Here is an 18,967-nt window from a genome sequence, read left to right on the forward strand (position 1 = left end):
CATGGCCCAGCTCGCAATCCACCGCGATTTCATGCTCGACTTCGCCAAACTCGAACCCCCGGTTCAGAAGCGAACCGTCGACCTCCTCACGAAGTTCGAGTCGACCAAGAACACCGGTGCGCACCTGGAGAAGATCAAGAACGCACGCAACAGCCGCTACCGTTCGGTGCGCATCGACGACTTCTGGCGTGGCATCGTGCTCGCTCCGGAGTCCGGCGACCTGTACACGCTGCTGAAGGTCCTTCCACACGATGACGCCTATCAGTGGGCCTGCCGCCGTTCTATTTCGGTCAATCACGCCGACCATCGCATCGAGATCCGCGACGACGACGCCATGTCCGAGGCGCTGCGGGTTTTCGAGGCATCGGCCGAACACACGCCTGCGCGCTTGCTGGCCCATGTGAAGGACTGTGATCTCACTCGCCTTGGCATCGACGAGACCACATTGCCCTTCGCTCGCGCCCTGACCGACGTGGATCAACTGGAAGCCGCCAAACGCTATCTGCCCACCACCCAGTGGGAAGTGTTGTACGGGTTGGCCGCAAGCTACACTCCGGACGAAGTGTGGTCGCATCTCGGTGTGGATGTCCCCGTCGGCACCGCCTTGGATGCAACCGACCTGGACTCCGCCATCCACCGCAGCACTGACCGTGTGGCATTGGTGGGTGGACCGGATGAACTGATGGCCGCTTTCGCTGACCCATTCGCCCTCTGGCGCATCTACCTTCACCCGACACAGCGTGCGCTCGCCAACGCTGTGTTCACCGGTCCCGCCCGGGTGACCGGCGGCCCTGGCACAGGTAAAACCGTCGTCGTGCTCCATCGTGCGCGCCGGCTCTCCGAACGGAGCGAAGGAAAGTTGCTGGTCACAACTTTCACGGCAAATCTGGCTAGCACCATGGAGGACGACTTCGACATTCTGGTCGACGGCAATTGGTCCCGTTCGAATGTAACCTTCACCCATGTCGACCGCTTCGCCCATCAGGTGGTCAGTGCCGAACATGGCCGCCTGACCATCCTCAACCAGGAAGAACAGGCGGCCCTGTGGACTGAGATCACCGAACGCCTCGAAACCGGCATGTCCGCAGCATTTCTTGCCGAAGAATGGCGGCATGTCATTCTGGCGCAACAGCTCACCACGCTGATGGGCTACCAGGAAGCCAAACGTCCGGGTCGCGGCAAACGCCTTGGACCCCAACAGAAGATCCGCGTTTGGACCGCGGTATCCGCCTTCGAGGAGGAACTCGCCGAGACTCGCCGCTGGACCCACGAAACCGTAGCCCGCGAGGCCGCCCGCCTACTCGCTGGTAGTCCCGCCAAGCCGTACCGCCACATCCTCGTCGACGAAGCCCAAGACCTAAGCCCCAACCAGTGGCGAGTGCTCCGGGCTGCCGTGGCCCACGCTCCCGACGACATCTTCATCGCCGGTGATACTCATCAACGCATCTATGACAACAGAGTGACCCTCCGCGAAGTCGGCGTCTTCGTCTCGGGCCGCAGCCGCCGCCTCCCCATCAACTACCGCACCACCGCCGAAATTCTTGGTTGGAGTCTAGCGCTCCTGCGCGGTGAACAGGTCGACGACATGATGGAGGGCCTCGACTCCATCGCTGGCTGCCGTTCCGACGTCCACGGACGCTCCCCCATAGTCGTCGGATTCGATACCGCTAGAGCCGAAATAGAACATATCGTCAAGAGGGTGCGGGACTGGGTAGATCACGGAGTTGCACCGGAGGAGATCGGAATCGCAGTGCGTGCCGCGTGGTACGGCCGTCGAATCGAAAAGGCGCTCCGAGCAGCCAATCTCGACGCGGTGCTATTGGATCGGAACCGCCATCTCGCCGGTACTGCCGTCGCCACCATGCACCGCATGAAGGGCCTCGAATTCCGCTGCCTGATCACCGGTGGTATCGGCGCTAAGCAGGTACCAGAGGCTGCAGCAGTAACCCCCGCGGTCGAGGACGAACACAAACATCGCCTGGATATCCAACGGGAGCGATGCCTACTCTTCGTTGCGTGCACACGCGCCAGAGAACAGCTCGTGGTGACCTGGCACGGCCAACCCAGTGAGTTTCTGGCGCATCTGCCCGGCCCGGCCACGGCGTCGTAGGTTCAACAAGCACCTCACACCCGCAACTACTGAGCGGTCCCTGATGACGAGACAAGTGCGTGGACCACAGTGGCACCCGTAGAGATGGGACGGCCGGACGATCTTGAGATCGTGGCATTGGTGATCAATGCGGACGAGATCGACGCGGTCAGGGGCGCGGTCTCTGGTGGCGCTGCAACCCGTTTGCCAGCCCGCTAAATGCAATGCAAGGAGCACCTCGGGGGCGCCCGCCGGTTTACCCCGTGCGGGAGTTCAAGGCGGAATCGACCATCGATACCGGGCTCAAAAAACCCGGCCTGCCGGTGTCGAAGACGATCATCTTCGATATCCCCGGTCGGTACCCGGATCACCGCCATCGAGTTCCACGACTCGATGTTCTCCGGAGGCGCGCGGGTCGCACTCGAATAGCGAAGGTCGCGCCGACCGGCACCGAGCAGTTCGAATCACGGGCTGCCGGGTGTCGGTGCGGCGCGCTAGCCTCGGGTTATGTGCCGAAATATCACCGCCCTGCGAGGGCTGGAACCGGCGGCTACGCCGGAGGAGATCAATGCCGCCGCGCTGCAATACGTGCGGAAGGTCGGCGGGCTGTCGAGCGTGTCCGACACCAATCGGGCGGCGGTGGATGCCGCCGTGGCGGAGATCGCGGCGGCCACCGAACGACTGTTGGACGCGCTGCCGGAGCGGCGGGTGCCGCCCAAGACCGTGCCGCCGTTGCGACGGCCCGAGGTGCGGGCGCGCATGCAGCGCGCCTGAGCGGGAGGCTCGCATGGTTGAGCGGAAACCGGCGGGGATGGGGTTCGAATCCTGGATCGATCGGCAGATTCGGGAGGCGACCGAGCGCGGTGAGTTCGACGATCTGGAAGGAGCGGGGAAGCCGATCCCGGGGGAGGGGACGCCGGTCGACGAGAACTGGTGGTTGCACGGGTATCTGAAACGGGAGGGGGTTTCGGGGGACGCGCTGCTGCCGCCCGCGCTGCTGCTGCGGCGGGATATCGAGCGGATCGACGAGAGCGTGCGCGACGCGAACTCGGAGGCTCAGGTGCGCGAAACGGTCGGAGAACTCAATCGGCGCATTGTGGAGTGGCTGCGGATGCCGGTCGGACCGGCCGTGCCGATCCGGCCCGTGGATGCGGACGAGGTGGTCGCGCGATGGCGAAGCGACCGGGTGACGGCGACCGAAACAGCTATCGGAACCGTCCGCGCCGACTCCGACGAACCCAGCCGCGACCGGACCGATGCGCCGACGCGCTGGTGGCATCGGCTGTGGGGCGGCCGGCGGCACTGAGCCGCCGTGGTGGCCACAGAGCCAGCGGCGCCGCCGTGGCGGCCACACGAGGCAGCGGCCTACCTCCGACGCTGTTCCCAGCAGTCCTGAACGAGCGCGTCGAGATCGGAAGCACGTGGTGCCCAGCCGATTTCACCGACAGCGCGACTGGGATCGATGATCAGCGTGCGCGGTTCGGGCACGGCCGGGCCGTGGACCAGGGGGACGCGGCGTCCGGTGACGCGCTCGACGGCGGCGGCCACATCGAGAACGCTCGAGCCTTTCCCGCTGCCGATGTTGTAGCGGCGTGATGGTCCCCGGAGCGGCAGATGCTCGAGCACGGCCACGAAAGCCGTTGCGGCATCGCGCACATGGAGGTAGTCACGAACCGCGGTGCCGTCGCCGTTGATCGTCAGGGGAGTGCCGTCGAGAGCGGCCGCGAGGGCGCGCGGAATCAGCCGGGTCGGGTCGGGATCCGCACCGCCCGCGATATTCGACAGCCGTAGCACGGCCGCCGCGAGCCGACCGGTGCTCGCCTGCGCTTCGACGGCGAGTTCGGCCGCCAGCTTACTGCTCGCGTACGGGTGCGGCGGCGCGTCCGGCAGTGCCTCGCCCATGGGTTGCAGCTCCGGTGATCCATAGATGGAAGCCGTCGAGGCCAGCACGATTCGGCGCACACCGGCATCGGCCATGGCCTCCAGCAGGGTGACCGTTCCCCCGGTGTTGACCCGGAAATATCGCAGCGGATCGGTCAGCGACTCGCGGGCGCGCCCCAGTCCGGCCAGATGGCAGACGGCATCGACGCTCTCCACGGCCTCCCGTACCGCGGCCGCGTCGAGCAGCTCGGCGATCCGGATATCCGCGCACTCCGTCGGCAGCTCGCGCACCGCTTCCGAGGTGGCAGTCGGCCGCCTGCGTACCATCGCGACCGGTTGGAATCCGCTGCTCCGCAATGCCGCGACGACCGCCCGCCCTACATAGCCTTCGGCCCCCGTCACCAGTACCCGCACGACCGACTCCTCTCCACCGGGAGAACGTACGCCCTGCTCCCTACGAGCGCGCCCGTGCGTACAGCCGCTGCGCCTCTTCCCGCTCGGCCGCGATGCGCCGCCGCCGCACGACCATGGCCGCGGCCGGATCCGACCCGGTGAGGATGGCGCGATGCAGTGCGTCCGCATCGTCGATGGCCTCGCAGGCTCCGCGCCCGGCGGCAGGGGTGATGGCGTGGTCGGCGTCACCGCACAGGATCAGTGGCGGCTGCGGCGGCTTCGCGGTGTCGAAGGGGACCGTGCGGGCATTGGAGACATGCAGGGTCTCGGTGTGATCGAGCAGTTGGTCGATGATGTCGGTATTGGGTGCGGCGGCGCGAATGTGCTCGGCCCAGACCGAGACCGGATGGAATCCGGTCTCCCGCTGAGGTATCGGCGGTCGGGTCAGGCGCGCGAACCAGAAGGCGGCCTCGTCGTTCCAGAGGTGTCCGAAACTGCTGGTCGGCAGGATGCCCGCGCCGAGGCGGCCGTCGAAGTGCAGGACCGAGGGTTCGGTCGACAGGCGGACGGGTCCGATCGTGGTGCCGTAGAAGATGACCTGCCCGGCGTATTCGGGGGTGCGTTCGGGTTCCAGGCGGGTGCGCCCCACGGAGTCGACGCCGTCGGCGGCGATCACCAGATCGTCGATGGCGACGACATGATTGCCGCTGCGCACGGTGCCGCTGGTCGGGTCGACATCGGTGACCGGTGTGTCGAAATGCAGATCGGCTCCCGACCCGCGCGCGAATTCGATGAGCGCGCGCATGAGTTCGGGTCGCCGATACAGCCGATGCCCGCGGCTGTTCAGTTGGTCCCGGCCCGGTGCCAGGTAGTGGAAGCGGAACCCGGAGACTGGATACGACGCCGCCATCAGTGCGGTAGACGGTACTTCGAGTTCCGCCAGCACATCATGAGCATGCCGGTCCAGGACGAGGAATGACCCGTCGCCGCCCGGCGTGCGCCGCTCGAATACCCGGGCCGTCCTTTCATGGCAGGCCAGCGATCCAGCCAGGACTGTTCCGGCGATTCCGCCGCCGATGATCGTGACCACAGCACCTCCTGACCGCTACCGGTCGACACGATTCCCGACCGGCCTTCCCGACGATAGCCGATCCCTGTACGAGCGCATAGCAAATGATCAGCACACGCGGGGTTGCTGGAATCGAGCCTAGGTCGGATTCCGGTTTTCTTCGGTCGAGTTGGAATATGTTGTCCGCTATGCGGCTTACGCTCCGTTATTGCCGGGTATGCGGCCGCGCGAATTCCCGGTGACCGTTCCGTGGTGCGGCGCGCCGAGCCGGGGCCGCGAGCTCGGGCGCGGTTACCGTGGCGGAGTGATAGCGCTGCTGCTCGGTCTCGCTCTGCTGGGGGTATTCGTTGTCCTGATCGTCCGGGAGCCGCGGCGGCTGGTCAACGGGGTGGTGCTGCTCGCCGCGCTCATCTTCAGTGTGATCGGCGTGGTGGACTACGACTCCGAGAGCATGCTCGCCGTTCTCGCCGCGTTGCTGGTGATGCTGTCGCCGCTGCTGGTGCTCGTACTCGCCGGTCTGCTCATGGCGAACGGCGTGCACATGGCGCGCCGGGAGGGTCGGCGGGTGGCGAACCTGCTGTCCCTCGGACTCGGTATCGCCCTCGTCGCACCGTATGTGCTGTTCGTGGTGGCGCTCGTCAGCGGGAACCTGTGGCTGGCGGTGGTGCTGGCCTCGGGCACGCTGGTGGTCAGCTTCATCGGCTTCCTGCTGCTGGCCTTCCTGCTGTACTCGTTCGTCTATCTGCGCCTGCCCGCCGGGCGCGGTGCGGGCGCGATCGTGGTGCACGGTTCGGGGCTGATCGGCTCCCGGGTGCCGCCGCTGTTGGCCGGCCGTCTGGACAAGGCACTCGAGGTGTACGCGGCCGAGGTCGCCTCCGGGTACCGGCCACTGCTGGTCACCAGCGGCGGCAAGGGCTCCGACGAGGAGCTGGCCGAGGCCGACGCCATGGCGGGCTACCTCATCGACCGCGGACTGCCCGACGCCGCCATCCTGCGGGAGAACCGTTCCGCGACCACGCGCGAGAACCTGCTGTTCACCCGGCAACTGCTCGCCGAGCGTGGAATCAGTACCCGAATGTTGTTGGTGACGAGCAATTTCCACGCCCTGCGTACCGCGATTCTGGCGCGGCGCATGGGCTTGGACGCCGCGGTGGTGGGATCACCGACCGCGCTGTACTACCTGCCGAGTGCGGTGCTGCGCGAGTTCGTCGGCATCCTGTTCGAGCACAAATGGTTCTATCTGACGGTCTGTGCGGCGCTCGCGGCGGCACCGCCGCTGCTGGTGCTGATCCTCGCGGCCATTCCGGGTGAGCAATAGCTAGCGGCGTCGTCGATAGTGGGCGTCCAGCAGCGGCACCGGATCGAGTTCGCTGATCTGATGTCCGGCATCGCAGTGATCGGTGAGGTCCTTGCCGTCCCGGGCCTCGACCACGCGCAGTTCCGCGACCGAGCCCATCAGTGTCGTCGCCACCCGGACGGCCCGCCGGTAGCCCGGCGCGTCCCGGTCCGCGACGATGATCACCCGCCGCGCCCCGCGCAGCCAGGTCGCGTGTTCGGGGTGCCAGCCGAGCGCGCCGCCCGCATTGCAGGTGGCGTACACCCCGCAGTGGCGGGCGGTGAGCACATCCCGTTCGCCCTCGCAGACGAATATGTCGGCACCGGCGCGAACCGCGGGCACGATCGTCGGCAGGTGGAAGGGAATGCGCGCGAATCCGCCGCGCCGCCAACCACTGTCGGTCATGCGCTGCTGCCAGAAAGTTTTCGCCCGGCCGCGCTCATGGGGAATGTGCATGCGGTGGACGCGACCCACCGGCCGCCTGTCGAGCCGTTCGTACACATAGACGGCGACCCGACGGGGCGCGCCGAGTGGGCGTCCCAGATCGCGGGAGGGCGTCGCGAGCGGCAGTCCGGCGGCCAGCAGGGCGCGATCGGCGAGCGACGGTTCCGGGCACGGTCGCGGGGTGCGTCCGGCGTGCGGGAGCGGTCGGTCGAACAGGTCGCGCACCCGCAGTCCGAGCCGTTCCAGTACCCGTTCGTCCGGGCATCCGGCGAAACAGCGCACCACGGTGCGTCTCTTCTTCCGGTCGTAGACGACTCCGAGCGAGGGGTGGTGACGGCGTCCGTCACCCTCGTGCACCGGGCACAGGTAGCGGGTCCATTCGCCGCTGGTGCGGCCGGGGCCGCTGACCCGGTCGAGCGCGCCGGTAATGGTGTCCCAGGATCGGTTGGTGCCCATGGCGTGTCCTCCCGATTCCGGTGTACCTCGGGGGAGGGGGCCGATGCGAACGTCGCTTGCGCCTGTACGTACCGGGGACGACGGCGGACGGTTTGAGCGGTTTCCGTGACCTTCCGGCGGACAACGGGTCGCCGGAAAGCAGGAGGCTCCCGGTCTGATTCGACCGGGAGCCTGCGCTGTAGCCCCGACGGGATTTGAACCCGCGCTACCGCCTTGAGAGGGCGGCGTCCTAGGCCGCTAGACGACGGGGCCAGGACTGTTCTTCGATCTCGCGATCTCGGAAGCCCCGCTAGCTTAACCGATCGTTCGCCCAATGCGAAATCGGTGCGATGGGCTTGACCTCAATCAATCTTCAGGTTTCAGGATGGGGGTCGTCGGAGATACCTGAGAACAACAGGGAGGTAAGGGAAATGCGAGCGGTCGAAGCGAAGTCGTTCGGCGGTCCCGAGGTGCTGACGGTGACCGAGATCGCCGATCCGGTGGCCGGTCCGGGTGAGGTGGTCGTCGATGTGGCGGCGGCGGATGTGATGTTCCTCGATGTGGTGCTGCGCGGCGGCGGGGGAGTGGGCTTCTTTCCGGTCGCACTGCCGTACGTGCCGGGTGGCGCGGTCGCGGGCGTGGTGAGCGCGGTCGGTCCAGGCGTCGACGGCGGCTGGGTCGGGCGTCGGGTCGCCACCAAGACCGTGGCCAGTGCCGTCGGCGGCGGCAAACCGGTCGGCGGCTACGCGGAGCGGGCCGTGGCGGAGGCGGAGTCCCTGGCCGAGATTCCCGAGGGCGTGGACTTCACGCAGGCGGCCGCGCTGGTGCACGACGGTCGAACCGCCTTCACCGTGGCGGAGGCGGCGAATATCGCTCCGGGCTCCCGGGTGCTGGTCACCGCCGCCGGGGGAGGCGTCGGAACCCTGCTGGTCCAACTCGCCAAGGCGGCCGGTGCGACCGTCGTCGCTGCTGCTCGGGGCGAGGCGAAACTCCAACTGGCGCAACGGCTGGGAGCCGACGCGGTGATCGACTACACCGAGCCGGGCTGGACCGACCGCGTGCGGTCCGCCCTGGGCGGGGCGGGTGTCGACATCGTCTTCGACGGCGCCGGAGGCGATCTCGGTCGCCAGTCGCAGTCGACCACGGCTCGCGGTGCACGCGTAATCGGATTCGGCAATGCCGCAGGCGGTTTCGCGGATTTCGATGATGAGGACGCGGCCGCCCGCGATGTCACAGTCGTGGGCTTGCTGGAACTCACCAACTCCGATATCGATTGGGAACCGGCCCTCGGCCGCGCCCTCGCGGAGGTGGCGGCCGGGCGGCTGGAGGTCGTGGTCGGCCAGACCTTCCCGCTCGACCAGGCATCGGCGGCACACGCGGCGATCGAAGGGCGCACCGCGGTGGGGCGGACCCTGCTGACGGTGTGAAGCGGCGGACGCCTCACTCCTCCCGCTGCACCTGCCACATCCAGTGCAACTGCTCCAGCCGGGCGGTGATGTCGATCAGCACGTCCTGGGTGACCGGGTCGGCCTTCTCGGTGGCGTCGACGCGCTGGCGGAGGCGGCCGATCACCTCGGTCAGGTTGTCGGTGATCTTGTCGATCACGTCGGTGTCGCGCACCCATCCCGCCGGGAAGCCGGTGGTCGCGGCCTGCTCGGCCACCGTGCGGGCGCGGCCGTCCGGGCTGACGCCGATGGCGGTGGCGCGCTCGGCGGCATCGTCGGTGAATGTCCGTGCGGAGGCGACCAGTTCGTCGAGCGCGAGGTGTAGCGGGCGGAAGTTGCGGCCGGTCACGTTCCAGTGCGCCTGCTTGGCGATGAGCGTCAGGTCGATGAGGTCCACCACGGTGCCGCTCAGTGCCTCACCGGCGATCCGCTGCTGCTCGGTGTCGAGTGTGGTCATCACGGGCTGTTGCACGGGGTTCTCCTTCCTCGGGGGTCACCGAGGAGCTACCCACCTCGCCGGGACCTATGCGACCGTCGTGGGAAGGGCCGTGCGGATCTGCTCGACCAGGTCGGCCGGCGGCAGCGTGGCGTCCAGGGTGATCCCGGACTCGTCGTCGGTCAGCGGCCGCAGGACGGCGAGTTGGGAGTCGAGCATCCGCGCCCCCATGAAATGGCCCTTGCGGGAGGTGAGGCGGCGCTCCAGTTCGTCTCGAGGCGCGGCCAGATGCACGAAGAACAGGTCGGGCGCGGCCGTGCGCAGTCGATCGCGATAACCCTGTTTGAGCGCCGAGCAGGTCAACACCGCGCCCGTGCCGCGTCGGTCGGCCAGCCATCCGGCCAGTGCGTCCAGCCACGGTGCGCGATCGGTGTCGTCCAGCGGTACGCCGGATGCCATCTTGGCCACATTGGCTTCGGGGTGGAAATCGTCGCCCTCGCCGTACTCGACGCCCAGCGCGTGGGCGAGCAGGGTTCCGACGGTCGTCTTCCCGGAGCCCGCCACTCCCATTACCACGATCTGCGGGGCTTGCGCGGTCATGATTCGAACCCTAGTGCCGGTATCGTCGTGCCCTGGTCATCGCGCGGGGGATAACTAGCTGTTACTCGTAGTCGCATAAACGGCTAGACTGTTGCTACGCTCACGTAGCAACAGCGGTCGCGGGTATCACCCCCGGTCGCGGGTACGACGATGACCAGGAGTATCGATGAAGCTACTTCCGAATATGGGCCGCCGCGCGGCGACGACCGATCCCGGTGAGGTAGCCCTCAACGCACGCAACGTGCAGTTCGACTGGGCCGCGACCGAGCCCGTCTGGATGCGGCGCGAACCGGTCGCCTCCCATGTCCTCAACGCCCTGAGCATGCTGCTGCCCGAGGGGGAGCGCATGTTCCTGGTCACCTTCGGCGAGGCCCTTCCGCTGGTGCGGGACGAGAAGCTGCGCGAGGCCATGATCGGCTTCATCGGCCAGGAATCCATGCACGCCGAAAGCCACAACGGTGTACTCGAGAACGTGCTGAAGACACACGGCATTGACGTGGAACCCTATGTGCGGCAGGCAGAATACCTCTTCCGCAAGACGCTCGGCCCGCGCGAGTTCGACACCGAGGCCGCCGCCCGCCAGCATCTGGTGGAGCGGCTCGGCGTGATCGCGGCCCTCGAGCACTTCTTCGCCTTCCTGGGCGACTGGGTGATCAATGCCGACCTGGAGCGGTTCGACGCCGACCCGCAGATGCTGGACCTGTTCCGCTGGCACGGGGCCGAAGAGGTCGAACACCGCATGGTCGCCCACGACGTGGCCGAATACTTCGAGGTCGGCTACGTGCGTCGCGGCGCGCTCATGCTGATGGTCTTCCCGATCTTCATCGCGCTGCTGCTGCGCGGTACCAAATACCTTGTGCACCAGGACGAGTCGCTGCCCAATCATCGCTACCCGCGGCTGGTCGGACGCATCTTCGCCGCCATGTGGCGGGGTGCGCTGCCCGGTGTGCCGTCGCTGCTGGTGAGCGCGCTGTCCACCTTCAAACCGGGATACAGCCCGGAGACGGTCGGCTCCACCGCGCAGGCCATCGCCTATCTGGCGCAGTCCCCGGCGGCGCGCCGGGCGGCGTCGTGACGGCATCGCGTCCGGTGCCCACCGCCGCGCCGCTCGACCTCTTCGGCAAACCCCGCAGCGACCGCGCCACCCGGGTGCTGGACCTGATCGCCGAAACCCGGCTGCGCTGGACCACGGTGGTCAACCGGAAGGCCCCGCAGGGCCGGGTGGACGACCGGCGCACGCGGTTGATCGTCACCGAACGCCGCGTCGAGGCGCGGGACAACGACGTCGTCAGCATCATGTTCACCGCCCCCGATGGTCGTGAGCTGCCCGCCTGGCGGCCCGGTGCGCATCTGGACCTGGAGCTGCCCTCCGGCAAGGTGCGGCAGTACTCGCTGTGCGGCGACCCCGCCGACCGGCACAGCTACCGCATCGCGGTGCGGCGCATCCCCGACGGGCTCGGCGGTTCACGGGAGGTGCACGAGGCGCTTCCCGTCGGCACGCCGGTGACCGTGCGCGGGCCACGCAATGCCTTCCCCTTCGTCCTGCCCGGATACGGATCCTCCGCCAGCCGAGTGCATTTCGTGGCGGGCGGCATCGGCATCACCCCGATCCTGCCCATGGTGCGGATGGCGCAGCGGCTCGGCGTGGACTGGAGCATGGTGTACGTCGGACGTTCCCGCGACACCATCCCCTTCCTCGACGAGGTCGAGTCCTTCGGCTCCCGGGTCACGGTCCGCACCGATGACGAGCACGGATTGCCCACGGCCGCCGCCCTTTTGCACGGAGCGGGAGCCGACACCTCGGTGTACTGCTGTGGACCGGTGGTGATGACCCGGGTCATCGCCGAGGCGGTCGCCGAGCGGCCGGGCGTGGAAATGTACTCCGAACGTTTCTCCGCGCCGCCGGTGGTGAACGGCACCGCCTTCCGGGTCGAGCTGGCCCGCAGCGGCACGGTCGTCGACGTGCCCGCCGACAAGTCGGTGCTCGAAGAAGTGCTGAAAGTCCGCCCCGACCTGGCATATTCGTGCCGCCAGGGCTTCTGCCGCACCTGCCGGGTGACGGCGCTGTCCACCGACGTAGACCACCGCGACACCGTGCTCACCGACGCCGAGCGCGCCGCGGGCGACATGCTCATCTGTGTATCCCGCTGCGGCGGTGAACGACTGGTGCTGGACCTCTAGCACCCCACCCCAGGAGACGATCGTGACCGATCAACCGACCATCACCCCGGCGTCCCAGCGGCTGGTACGCAATGACGACTTCGACATCGCCGTCTACGAATACGGGGAGCCGTCGAACGAGACCGTACTGCTCGTGCACGGCTGGCCCGACGACAACCACCTGTGGGATCGCGTGGTGCCGCTGCTGGCCGACCGCTTCCACGTGGTCACCTACGACACCCGCGGCCACGGGCGTTCCACCCGCACCGACCGCACCGAGGACTACCGCCTGGAGCGGTTCGCGTCCGACTTCTTCGCCGTCGCCGACGCGGTGAGCCCGGACCGGCCCGTCCACGTCCTCGCCCACGACTGGGGTTCGGTCCAGGTGTGGGAGGCGGTGTGCGAGCCGCAGGCCGCCGCGCGCGTGGCCTCCTTCACCTCGGTATCCGGCCCCAACCTCGATCACCTGGGCGCGTGGGTGCGCGGGGAACTCTCGCGCGGCAAGGTGTGGGGGCCGTTCACGCAGCTGCTGTCCTCGCTCTACACCGGACTCTTCATGACCCCCGGGGTGCCGCGCGTGGTGCTCAAGCCGCTGGGGACCGAGAAGATGTGGTCGCGTTTCGTCGGGCTGATGAACGAGACCTCGCCCGTGAACATCACGCTCGGCCCCGAGTTCCGGCGCGACTTCTTCGACGGAATGCGCATCTACCGCGCGAACATTCCGCGCCGCCTGGCCGATCCGCGGGAGCGCCGCACCGAGGTGCCGGTGCAGCTGATCATCGCGCGCCGCGATGTGGCGGTGCGGCCCGCCGGTTACGACAACGAGCAGGACTGGGCCCCCACCCTGTTCCGGCGCGAGGTCGGCGGCGGACACTGGCTGCCGTTCTCCCACCCCGAACTGTTGGCCACCGCCACCACCGAGATGATCGAATCACTGCGGACCGGGGAGGCCGTCCGCGCGCTGCGACGCGCCGAAGTCGGCAGGCAGCAGCGCGAATTCGAGGATCAGCTGCTGGTCATCACCGGGGGCGGCAGCGGCATCGGCCGGGAGACCGCGCTCGCCTTCGCCCGCAAGGGAGCCGAGGTGGTGCTCTCCGACATCAACCTCGACGCCGCCAAGGAGACCGCGGAGCTCATCGCGCGCGAAGGAGGTACGGCACACGCCTACCAACTGGACGTGGCGGACGAGGCGGCCGTCGCCGAACACGCCGCCGCCGTGATCGCCGCGCACGGGGTGCCCGACATCCTGATCAACAATGCCGGGGTGGGCCAGGCCGGGGACTTCTTCGACACGCCCGCCGCGGAATTCGACCGGGTGCTGAACATCAACCTGCACGGCGTCGTCAACGGCTGCCGCGCCTTCGGCAAGGCCATGGCCGAGCGCGGACTCGGCGGGCATATCGTCAACCTGTCCTCCATGGCCGCCTACACCCCGCAGCGCGGCTTCAGCGCCTATTCCACCAGCAAGTCGGCCGTCTTCATGTTCTCCGACTGCCTGCGCGCGGAGCTGGCGGGCAAGGGCATCGGCGTGCACACCATCTGCCCCGGCATCGTGCACACCAATATCGTTGCCACCACCCGCTTCTCGGGTGTCTCCGCCGAGGAGGAAGCCGCCAAGCAGCAGCGCTACGACAAGCTCTACGCGGCCCGGCGCTACGGCCCGGAGAAGGTCGCCGCCCAGATCGTCAAGGCCGTCGAGAAGGGACGTGCCGTGGTCCCGGTGACCCCCGAGGCGCATTTGCAATATCGCTTCAACCGGTTCGCCCCGGCCATCGCCCGCTTCTTCGCTGCTCGGGTCAAGCTGACCTAGCCGCGCGGCGCACGAACTCCCGGTGGGTGTCCGGGAGACGGCCGGTTCGCGTTCGCGGACCGGCCGTTGTCGTGTTGAGCCTGTCGTTTCGAGCCTCTCGTGCTGAGCCGAAAATGGTAGCGGCACAGACGGTCACGCCTTAGCGTTCGGGCATGGACGTACTGATAGCGGCGATCGTGCTGTTGCTGGCCGTGGGGCTGTTCATCGCGTGGCTCGGGCGGACCTCCGGGGCGCTGCCGAAGCGGACGCGTCGCCGGAGCAAGTGGGAGGGAGGCAGTGCCGTCGGTGGGAAGGACGGCGGCTATGTCGGCGGGTCCGACAGTGATGGCGGCTCGGGCTGCGGTGGGGGAGGAGGGGGCGGGGGCGGAGGCGGTGAATAGCCGCCGTACCCGGAGCCTCGCGGTTCAATCACCCCGAAAAATGGGTCTGCGGGGTGTCCGCCGGGACTGGTAGCGTTCTGCTATCCGACAGTCGAAGATGTCGGCACCCGGGGGAGTGGATCGATATGGATCTGTTCATATTTCTGGTGGCAGTACTGCTGGTGGGCTCGGTGATCGCGATGTTCATCCGGTCCAGCAAGCGGAACTCGGAGAAGGCACGGCAGCAGCGATACAGCCATGGGAGCGCGCGAGCGGGCAGGTCTCGAAGCTCGGGCGGCTACGCGGGTGGCGGCTACGCGGGTGGCAGCGGGTACGGGGGCTGGAGCGGTTATGGTGGCAGTGATTGGGGTGGAGGCGATTCCGGGAGTAGCGGTAGCTCCGGCTCCGGCTCCGGCTCCGGCTGCGGCGGTGGTTGCGGTGGCGGTGGCGGCGGCAGCTGAACCGTCAGCCGCGCCGCTACCGCGAATCCAGCCGTAGCGATTCCTCGATCAGGGCGATGCGCTCCGTGGGAATACCCCACGGCCGCGCGACGCCCACTCGAGAATCCAGATCCCACAGCACGCAGCTTTCACCCGGCCGGGCGACCATCGACCAGGCCACCACCGTCCGGCCGAGCTGCTCCGCCATGGGGTCGACGACCGCGCCCCGGGAGCCCTCGCCCTCCGGAAAGTGGTGCAGGAACCGCCCGTACGCGGTGTCGCAGAAGCGCTGATAGCGCAGCGTGCATAGAATGAACCCGTGCCACGCCTCGTCCACGGCGTGGGACGGCATGCCGATCACCTGGTCGTCCCGCAGTGCCGCGCCGCAGCACCGCAGCCACTGCCGCAGACCGGTCTCCACCAGCTCACGCGGCTGCCACGGACAGGTCTTGAAGATCGCGTCCGGCAACTCCAGTGCGTCCACCGCGCTGTTGATCCGGTCGATTCGAGGGCGATTACCGAGTCCACGCAACACGATTCACCGTACGACGGCGCGGCGACGCGGCACCACACGGGAATTCCCGGGGTGGGCGCGGGCCGTCCCGCACCGGCGCTCGTCAACCGGCGAGCTCGGCCTTGTCGCCCGCGCGGTCGCGAGTGGCGTAGAGGCTGGTGAGCGTCACCGTCGTCAGCACCGCCACGATCACGCCCAGCGACGCCAGGGTCGGGATGGTCGGCACGCCGCTCCAGATGTCGTGCGCCCAGTGCAGCACCAGCTTCACGCCGATGAAGGCGAGAATGATCGCCAGACCGTAGACCAGGTGCACCAGCCGCGTCAGCGCCGCGTGCAGCACGAAATACAGTGCGCGCAAACCGAGCAGCGCGAACGCGTTGGTGGCGAACACCAGGTACGGGTCACCCGTGACGCCGTAGACGGCGGGCACCGAGTCCACCGCGAACACCAGATCGGTGGCCATGACGGCGGCGACCACCAGCGCCAGCGGGGTCAGGGCGCGCTTGCCGTGCTCCACGATGGTCAGCCGGGTGCCTCGGTAGCCGTCGGTCACCGGCATGAACCGGCGCATCAGCCGCACCGACTTCATGGAGTTCACGTCGACCTCGGTCTCGCCGCCGCCGATGGCGTCGAGGATCAGTTTGATCGCGGTGACCAGCAGGATCAGCCCGAACAGCAGGAATGCCCAGTCCAGCGTGGCCAGCGCCGCCGCGCCCAGCGCGATGAAGATGCCGCGCAGTACCAGCGCACCCGCGATGCCGAACAGCAGCACCCGCTGCGCCAGCGCCGCGGGCACGGCGAAGGCCGTCAACAGCAGCATGAAGACGAACAGGTTGTCGACCGACAGCGACTTCTCGAGCAGATAGCCGGTGAAGAATTCCACGCCCGGCGTGGAACCCCTACTCGCCCACAGGTATACGCCGAAGGCCACGGGCAGGGCGATGTAGAAGATGGTCCATCCCATCGCCTCCCGCATGGACACCTCGTGCGGTCGCCGCGTCAGCACGAAATCGAGCACCAGCAGGCCGAGTACGCCGGCAATGGTCAACGCCCACAAACCGGGCGTACCAACGGATTCGACACTCGTGGAGGCGGCGAGCACGGAGAAATTGGACACAGGGACTCCTCGGACATGGATAACCAGCCGAGGTCTCCTTCACCCGCGAGAGCCGCGGGTGATCATCCGGGGATCGCGACGGCGCGATCCGTACTGACCGGAGTGATGCTTGGGAAGTACTCCCCTCGCGGCCGAGGATAGCCGCCCCATAGCCTCGTGTCCAATTTGTCCGATCAGTGGGGGCTGAGCACCACCACCGCGATCGGCCGCGACGTCTGCTTCTGATATGCCGTGTACCTCCCCTTGTTGACCTCGTCCACCAGCGCCCACCGCCGCGCGTACTCCGGATCCTCCGGATACGTGGCCCGCGCCGTCACCGGAATCCGCGTGGTTCCCACCTGAATCTCACAGTCCCCCTTGGCCTTCACATTCGCCAACCACCCCGGCGGCCGCGGCGACCCACCATTCGACGCGGTCACCAGATAATCCTTCCCATCCCGCGCATAGGTCAACGCATTCGTCCGCTCCACCCCCGTCTTCCGCCCCACCGTCCGCAGCAGCAACGTGGGGTTGCCGAACAACAGCCGATGCCCCACCACCCCACCACTCTTCTCGTAGAGCCACTGATGGGCCCGCAACACCCTCGTGAACATGCTCGCCATCATTCCTCCTGGTCAGTCGCTTCTCGGGCAGAGTTCGAAACCCACCGGGCGCTGTTCAACGAACGCGTAAACTGCGCCATGTTCTCAATCTAGGGGTGATCGGGGGTGAAGGTGTATCAGCCGCGACCGGGCCGGGTGGTCCAGGCATATCGGTTCGCACTCGACCCGAACGCCGGCCAGCAGCGGACGGAAACGAGAGACCGTCATCAGGACACCGCCCGCCCCGTCGGACAGCGGTGACACCGTTACGGACCTTCCCCGGTCGAAAGGCTGGAATGCCGATATCCACAAAGGGAATCGGTAACGGCGGTAGCTCAGTCGGTTGCTACTGGATCGACCAGGTCGAGCGCGGAATCGCTCCACCTGGTGTTGGGTTTGGCGGTTGCGGACGCGCTTGCTAATGTGCCGAAGCACGCCCCTGTAGCTCAATGGGTTAGAGCTGCGGACTCATAATCCGTCGGTTGCCGGTTCGAGCCCGGCCGGGGGCACTTCGGATCGCGGTATCCACCGGGCCGGACCAGCTTTTCTCGGGTGGTTCCGAGCGCTGGTCCTCGGGCTCGATGTGGAGATTCGCCGGGCCAGGCGGAGGCTGTCCGATCAGGCGCCCACCCGGACCGTCGCCCGGCCGCGGTTGATGCGGGCGAAGTGGCCGGGGGACTGGCCTTTCCAGGAGCGGAAGGCCGAGCCGAAGGCTGAGACGCTGGAGTAGCCGAGGCGGTCGGCTACCTGCTCTACGGTGAGGCCGGCGACGAGGAGTTCCTCGGCGAGCATGCCGACGGTCTCGTTGCTCAGTTCGCGGAAGGTGGTGCCCTCGTCGGCGAGGCGGCGGCGCAGGGTGCGGACGCTGATGTCGAGGTCGGCGGCGATGTGGGTCTGATCGGCGACGCCGCCGCGGCGGATGAGCAGTTTGCGGACCTGGCCGCTGACGCCGACGCGGCTGCGGCGGCGCTCCATGAGATCGGCGCACTGCTGCTCGTAGTAGCGGGCGGTGGCGGTATTCGCTTGGGGGAGCGGCATATCCAGTGTGCTCGACGGAATCACCAGGTAGCTGGTCTCGGCGTCGAAGCGGATGTCGTCCACGCCGAAGATGGCCCCGAACATTTCGTAGATGGGATGCGGGGCGACGGTGACCTCCACGCGTACGACGGGGAGTTTGGTGGACAGCAGGTCCTGCTGCACCGTCGCGACGGCGGCCAGGTCCCGCTCCAGCGCGAAGGTGCGGATATCGGATGGCAGCGCCTGGTCGTCGCGCAGCACCCAGAACTCGTCGCCGATCCGGCGGGTGGACAGCCGGGCGGCGGTGAAGGACAGGTCGGCGTAGCGGGTGGCGATATCCACCGCGTGCCCGAAGGTCGGACAGGTCATGAGCGCGAAGCCCAGCACACCCATGCTGGGTGGATGGCACAGCAGTCCGGCCAGCAAACCCTGACCGGGTTCGTCACCCACGCCGCGCACCACATTGCGCATGAGTGCGACCTCCTGACCGAGGGTGATCTCGGCAGTGGGTTCGTTCAGATCGCTCTCCCGGATGCCGGTATCGCGCAGCACCTCGGGCAGACCGAGCCCCCGGGTGCTCGCGAAGTCCGCCAACAGGGCCGCACCGACGATGGAGCGCAATCGAGTAGGTTGGTCCGCCCTGTCCGTGTCCATGGTGAAATCGTCTCAGAATCCGCCCTGCCGGTGGTTCGGATTCGGTGACGATTCGGTCGCCGGTGCGGCCGATATTCGCCGGTTCCTGGCCCATTGTGTGCTGTTCGGGCGTACCCGGCGAACGTACGGTGACTTTATGCCGCACCGCGAGCGGCGGTCATCCGCCCCGGTAGTCGCCCAGTGTGCC

Annotated in this window: 18 protein-coding genes, 2 tRNA genes and 1 pseudogene; 11 read left to right on the plus strand and 10 right to left on the minus strand. The window is 67.7% G+C overall.

Translation table 11 applies throughout. The features are described from left to right. Nucleotide 1 precedes the first annotated feature (1 nt). The 4 genes and pseudogenes from QJS31_RS06265 (at nucleotide 2) to QJS31_RS06275 (ending at nucleotide 3,395) form a co-directional block, all read left to right on the plus strand. A complete protein-coding gene (locus QJS31_RS06265) occupies nucleotides 2-2,110 on the plus strand; it encodes a UvrD-helicase domain-containing protein (RefSeq protein ID WP_306356170.1) in 2,109 nt (702 codons plus the stop codon). A gap of 290 nt (nucleotides 2,111-2,400) precedes the next feature. After that, a pseudogene (locus QJS31_RS37335) lies at nucleotides 2,401-2,518 on the plus strand (DUF4352 domain-containing protein); the annotation flags it as partial. Nucleotides 2,519-2,596: 78 nt separating this feature from the next. Further along, nucleotides 2,597-2,863, plus strand: a complete 267-nt coding sequence (locus tag QJS31_RS06270) for a DUF2277 domain-containing protein (protein WP_039811582.1) — start codon at nucleotides 2,597-2,599, stop codon at nucleotides 2,861-2,863. 13 nt (nucleotides 2,864-2,876) lie between these two features. Continuing rightward, nucleotides 2,877-3,395, plus strand: coding sequence for a DUF1992 domain-containing protein (locus QJS31_RS06275; RefSeq protein WP_306356171.1), 519 nt, complete (start codon nucleotides 2,877-2,879; stop codon nucleotides 3,393-3,395). Nucleotides 3,396-3,454: 59 nt separating this feature from the next. Here QJS31_RS06275 and QJS31_RS06280 read toward each other — a convergent pair whose 3' ends face one another. Together QJS31_RS06280 and QJS31_RS06285 are read right to left on the minus strand one after the other, a co-directional pair. Further along, nucleotides 3,455-4,384 (minus strand): NAD-dependent epimerase/dehydratase family protein, encoded by a 930-nt coding sequence (locus QJS31_RS06280; protein WP_306356172.1) that lies wholly within the window; start codon nucleotides 4,382-4,384, stop codon nucleotides 3,455-3,457. 40 nt (nucleotides 4,385-4,424) lie between these two features. After that, nucleotides 4,425-5,453, minus strand: a complete 1,029-nt coding sequence (locus QJS31_RS06285) for an NAD(P)/FAD-dependent oxidoreductase (protein WP_306356173.1) — start codon at nucleotides 5,451-5,453, stop codon at nucleotides 4,425-4,427. A gap of 283 nt (nucleotides 5,454-5,736) precedes the next feature. Here QJS31_RS06285 and QJS31_RS06290 point away from each other — a divergent pair, with 283 nt between their 5' ends. Further along, on the plus strand, nucleotides 5,737-6,750 hold the full coding sequence (locus QJS31_RS06290) for a YdcF family protein (protein WP_306356174.1): 1,014 nt from the start codon (nucleotides 5,737-5,739) through the stop codon (nucleotides 6,748-6,750). On the opposite strand, the gene QJS31_RS06295 is transcribed toward QJS31_RS06290, so the two are convergent. Together QJS31_RS06295 and QJS31_RS06300 are read right to left on the minus strand one after the other, a co-directional pair. Next, complete coding sequence (locus QJS31_RS06295) at nucleotides 6,751-7,668, minus strand: toprim domain-containing protein (protein ID WP_306356175.1); 918 nt, start codon at nucleotides 7,666-7,668, stop codon at nucleotides 6,751-6,753. It lies immediately after the preceding gene. A 179-nt stretch (nucleotides 7,669-7,847) separates the two neighbouring features. Continuing rightward, nucleotides 7,848-7,920 (minus strand) — tRNA-Glu (locus QJS31_RS06300). 158 nt (nucleotides 7,921-8,078) lie between these two features. On the opposite strand from QJS31_RS06300, the gene QJS31_RS06305 reads away from it, so the two are divergent. Continuing rightward, nucleotides 8,079-9,074 carry a zinc-binding dehydrogenase gene (locus QJS31_RS06305; RefSeq protein WP_306356176.1) on the plus strand — a complete coding sequence of 332 codons (996 nt, stop codon included), beginning with the start codon at nucleotides 8,079-8,081 and terminating at the stop codon, nucleotides 9,072-9,074. A gap of 13 nt (nucleotides 9,075-9,087) precedes the next feature. On the opposite strand, the gene QJS31_RS06310 is transcribed toward QJS31_RS06305, so the two are convergent. Together QJS31_RS06310 and QJS31_RS06315 are read right to left on the minus strand one after the other, a co-directional pair. Next, nucleotides 9,088-9,549: a Dps family protein gene (locus QJS31_RS06310; protein WP_372341581.1), complete on the minus strand. Its 462-nt coding sequence runs from the start codon at nucleotides 9,547-9,549 to the stop codon at nucleotides 9,088-9,090. Nucleotides 9,550-9,615: 66 nt separating this feature from the next. Then, entirely contained in the window at nucleotides 9,616-10,128 is a 513-nt protein-coding gene (locus QJS31_RS06315; protein WP_306356177.1) for a gluconokinase, read from the minus strand. Between the two features lie 166 nt (nucleotides 10,129-10,294). Here QJS31_RS06315 and QJS31_RS06320 point away from each other — a divergent pair, with 166 nt between their 5' ends. The 4 genes from QJS31_RS06320 (at nucleotide 10,295) to QJS31_RS06335 (ending at nucleotide 14,478) form a co-directional block, all read left to right on the plus strand. Then, the gene (locus QJS31_RS06320; protein WP_282775978.1) at nucleotides 10,295-11,203 is read left to right on the plus strand and encodes a metal-dependent hydrolase; all 909 of its coding nucleotides are present in this window, start codon (nucleotides 10,295-10,297) and stop codon (nucleotides 11,201-11,203) included. After that, on the plus strand, nucleotides 11,200-12,309 hold the full coding sequence (locus QJS31_RS06325; RefSeq protein WP_282775976.1) for a PDR/VanB family oxidoreductase: 1,110 nt from the start codon (nucleotides 11,200-11,202) through the stop codon (nucleotides 12,307-12,309). Before QJS31_RS06320 ends, QJS31_RS06325 begins: the two co-directional genes overlap by 4 nt. Before the next feature lie 19 nt (nucleotides 12,310-12,328). Then, nucleotides 12,329-14,098 (plus strand): SDR family oxidoreductase, encoded by a 1,770-nt coding sequence (locus QJS31_RS06330; RefSeq protein ID WP_306356360.1) that lies wholly within the window; start codon nucleotides 12,329-12,331, stop codon nucleotides 14,096-14,098. Between the two features lie 152 nt (nucleotides 14,099-14,250). Then, nucleotides 14,251-14,478, plus strand: a complete 228-nt coding sequence (locus tag QJS31_RS06335) for a hypothetical protein (protein ID WP_306356178.1) — start codon at nucleotides 14,251-14,253, stop codon at nucleotides 14,476-14,478. A 456-nt stretch (nucleotides 14,479-14,934) separates the two neighbouring features. Here the strand turns inward: QJS31_RS06335 and QJS31_RS06340 are convergent, their stop codons facing one another. From QJS31_RS06340 to QJS31_RS06350, 3 genes are all read right to left on the minus strand, one after another. Beyond that, nucleotides 14,935-15,432 carry a hypothetical protein gene (locus QJS31_RS06340; RefSeq protein ID WP_306356179.1) on the minus strand — a complete coding sequence of 166 codons (498 nt, stop codon included), beginning with the start codon at nucleotides 15,430-15,432 and terminating at the stop codon, nucleotides 14,935-14,937. An 82-nt stretch (nucleotides 15,433-15,514) separates the two neighbouring features. After that, complete coding sequence (locus tag QJS31_RS06345; protein WP_306356180.1) at nucleotides 15,515-16,528, minus strand: TerC/Alx family metal homeostasis membrane protein; 1,014 nt, start codon at nucleotides 16,526-16,528, stop codon at nucleotides 15,515-15,517. A 173-nt stretch (nucleotides 16,529-16,701) separates the two neighbouring features. Beyond that, complete coding sequence (locus tag QJS31_RS06350) at nucleotides 16,702-17,130, minus strand: nitroreductase family deazaflavin-dependent oxidoreductase (RefSeq protein WP_306356181.1); 429 nt, start codon at nucleotides 17,128-17,130, stop codon at nucleotides 16,702-16,704. 414 nt (nucleotides 17,131-17,544) lie between these two features. Between QJS31_RS06350 and QJS31_RS06355 the strand changes: the two genes are divergently transcribed. Next, a tRNA-Ile gene (locus QJS31_RS06355) sits at nucleotides 17,545-17,618 on the plus strand. Nucleotides 17,619-17,727: 109 nt separating this feature from the next. Here the strand turns inward: QJS31_RS06355 and QJS31_RS06360 are convergent. Beyond that, nucleotides 17,728-18,780, minus strand: coding sequence for an AraC family transcriptional regulator (locus tag QJS31_RS06360; protein ID WP_282775969.1), 1,053 nt, complete (start codon nucleotides 18,778-18,780; stop codon nucleotides 17,728-17,730). Between the last annotated feature and the right edge of the window lie 187 nt (nucleotides 18,781-18,967).

The sequence above is a fragment of the Nocardia sp. CC213A genome (assembly GCF_030766805.1).
GTDB lineage: Bacteria > Actinomycetota > Actinomycetes > Mycobacteriales > Mycobacteriaceae > Nocardia > Nocardia otitidiscaviarum.

Bases quoted from the DNA above. Each gene is read 5' to 3' on its own strand.
- QJS31_RS06265 (WP_306356170.1), top strand. From the start codon at position 2: ATGGCCCAGCTCGCAATCCACCGCGATTTCATGCTCGACTTCGCCAAA.
- QJS31_RS06270 (WP_039811582.1), top strand. From the start codon at position 2,597: ATGTGCCGAAATATCACCGCCCTGCGAGGGCTGGAACCGGCGGCTACG.
- QJS31_RS06275 (WP_306356171.1), top strand. From the start codon at position 2,877: ATGGTTGAGCGGAAACCGGCGGGGATGGGGTTCGAATCCTGGATCGAT.
- QJS31_RS06295 (WP_306356175.1), bottom strand. From the start codon at position 7,668: ATGGGCACCAACCGATCCTGGGACACCATTACCGGCGCGCTCGACCGG.
- QJS31_RS06305 (WP_306356176.1), top strand. From the start codon at position 8,079: ATGCGAGCGGTCGAAGCGAAGTCGTTCGGCGGTCCCGAGGTGCTGACG.
- QJS31_RS06310 (WP_372341581.1), bottom strand. From the start codon at position 9,549: ATGACCACACTCGACACCGAGCAGCAGCGGATCGCCGGTGAGGCACTG.
- QJS31_RS06315 (WP_306356177.1), bottom strand. From the start codon at position 10,128: ATGACCGCGCAAGCCCCGCAGATCGTGGTAATGGGAGTGGCGGGCTCC.
- QJS31_RS06320 (WP_282775978.1), top strand. From the start codon at position 10,295: ATGAAGCTACTTCCGAATATGGGCCGCCGCGCGGCGACGACCGATCCC.
- QJS31_RS06335 (WP_306356178.1), top strand. From the start codon at position 14,251: ATGGACGTACTGATAGCGGCGATCGTGCTGTTGCTGGCCGTGGGGCTG.
- QJS31_RS06350 (WP_306356181.1), bottom strand. From the start codon at position 17,130: ATGGCGAGCATGTTCACGAGGGTGTTGCGGGCCCATCAGTGGCTCTAC.
- QJS31_RS06360 (WP_282775969.1), bottom strand. From the start codon at position 18,780: ATGGACACGGACAGGGCGGACCAACCTACTCGATTGCGCTCCATCGTC.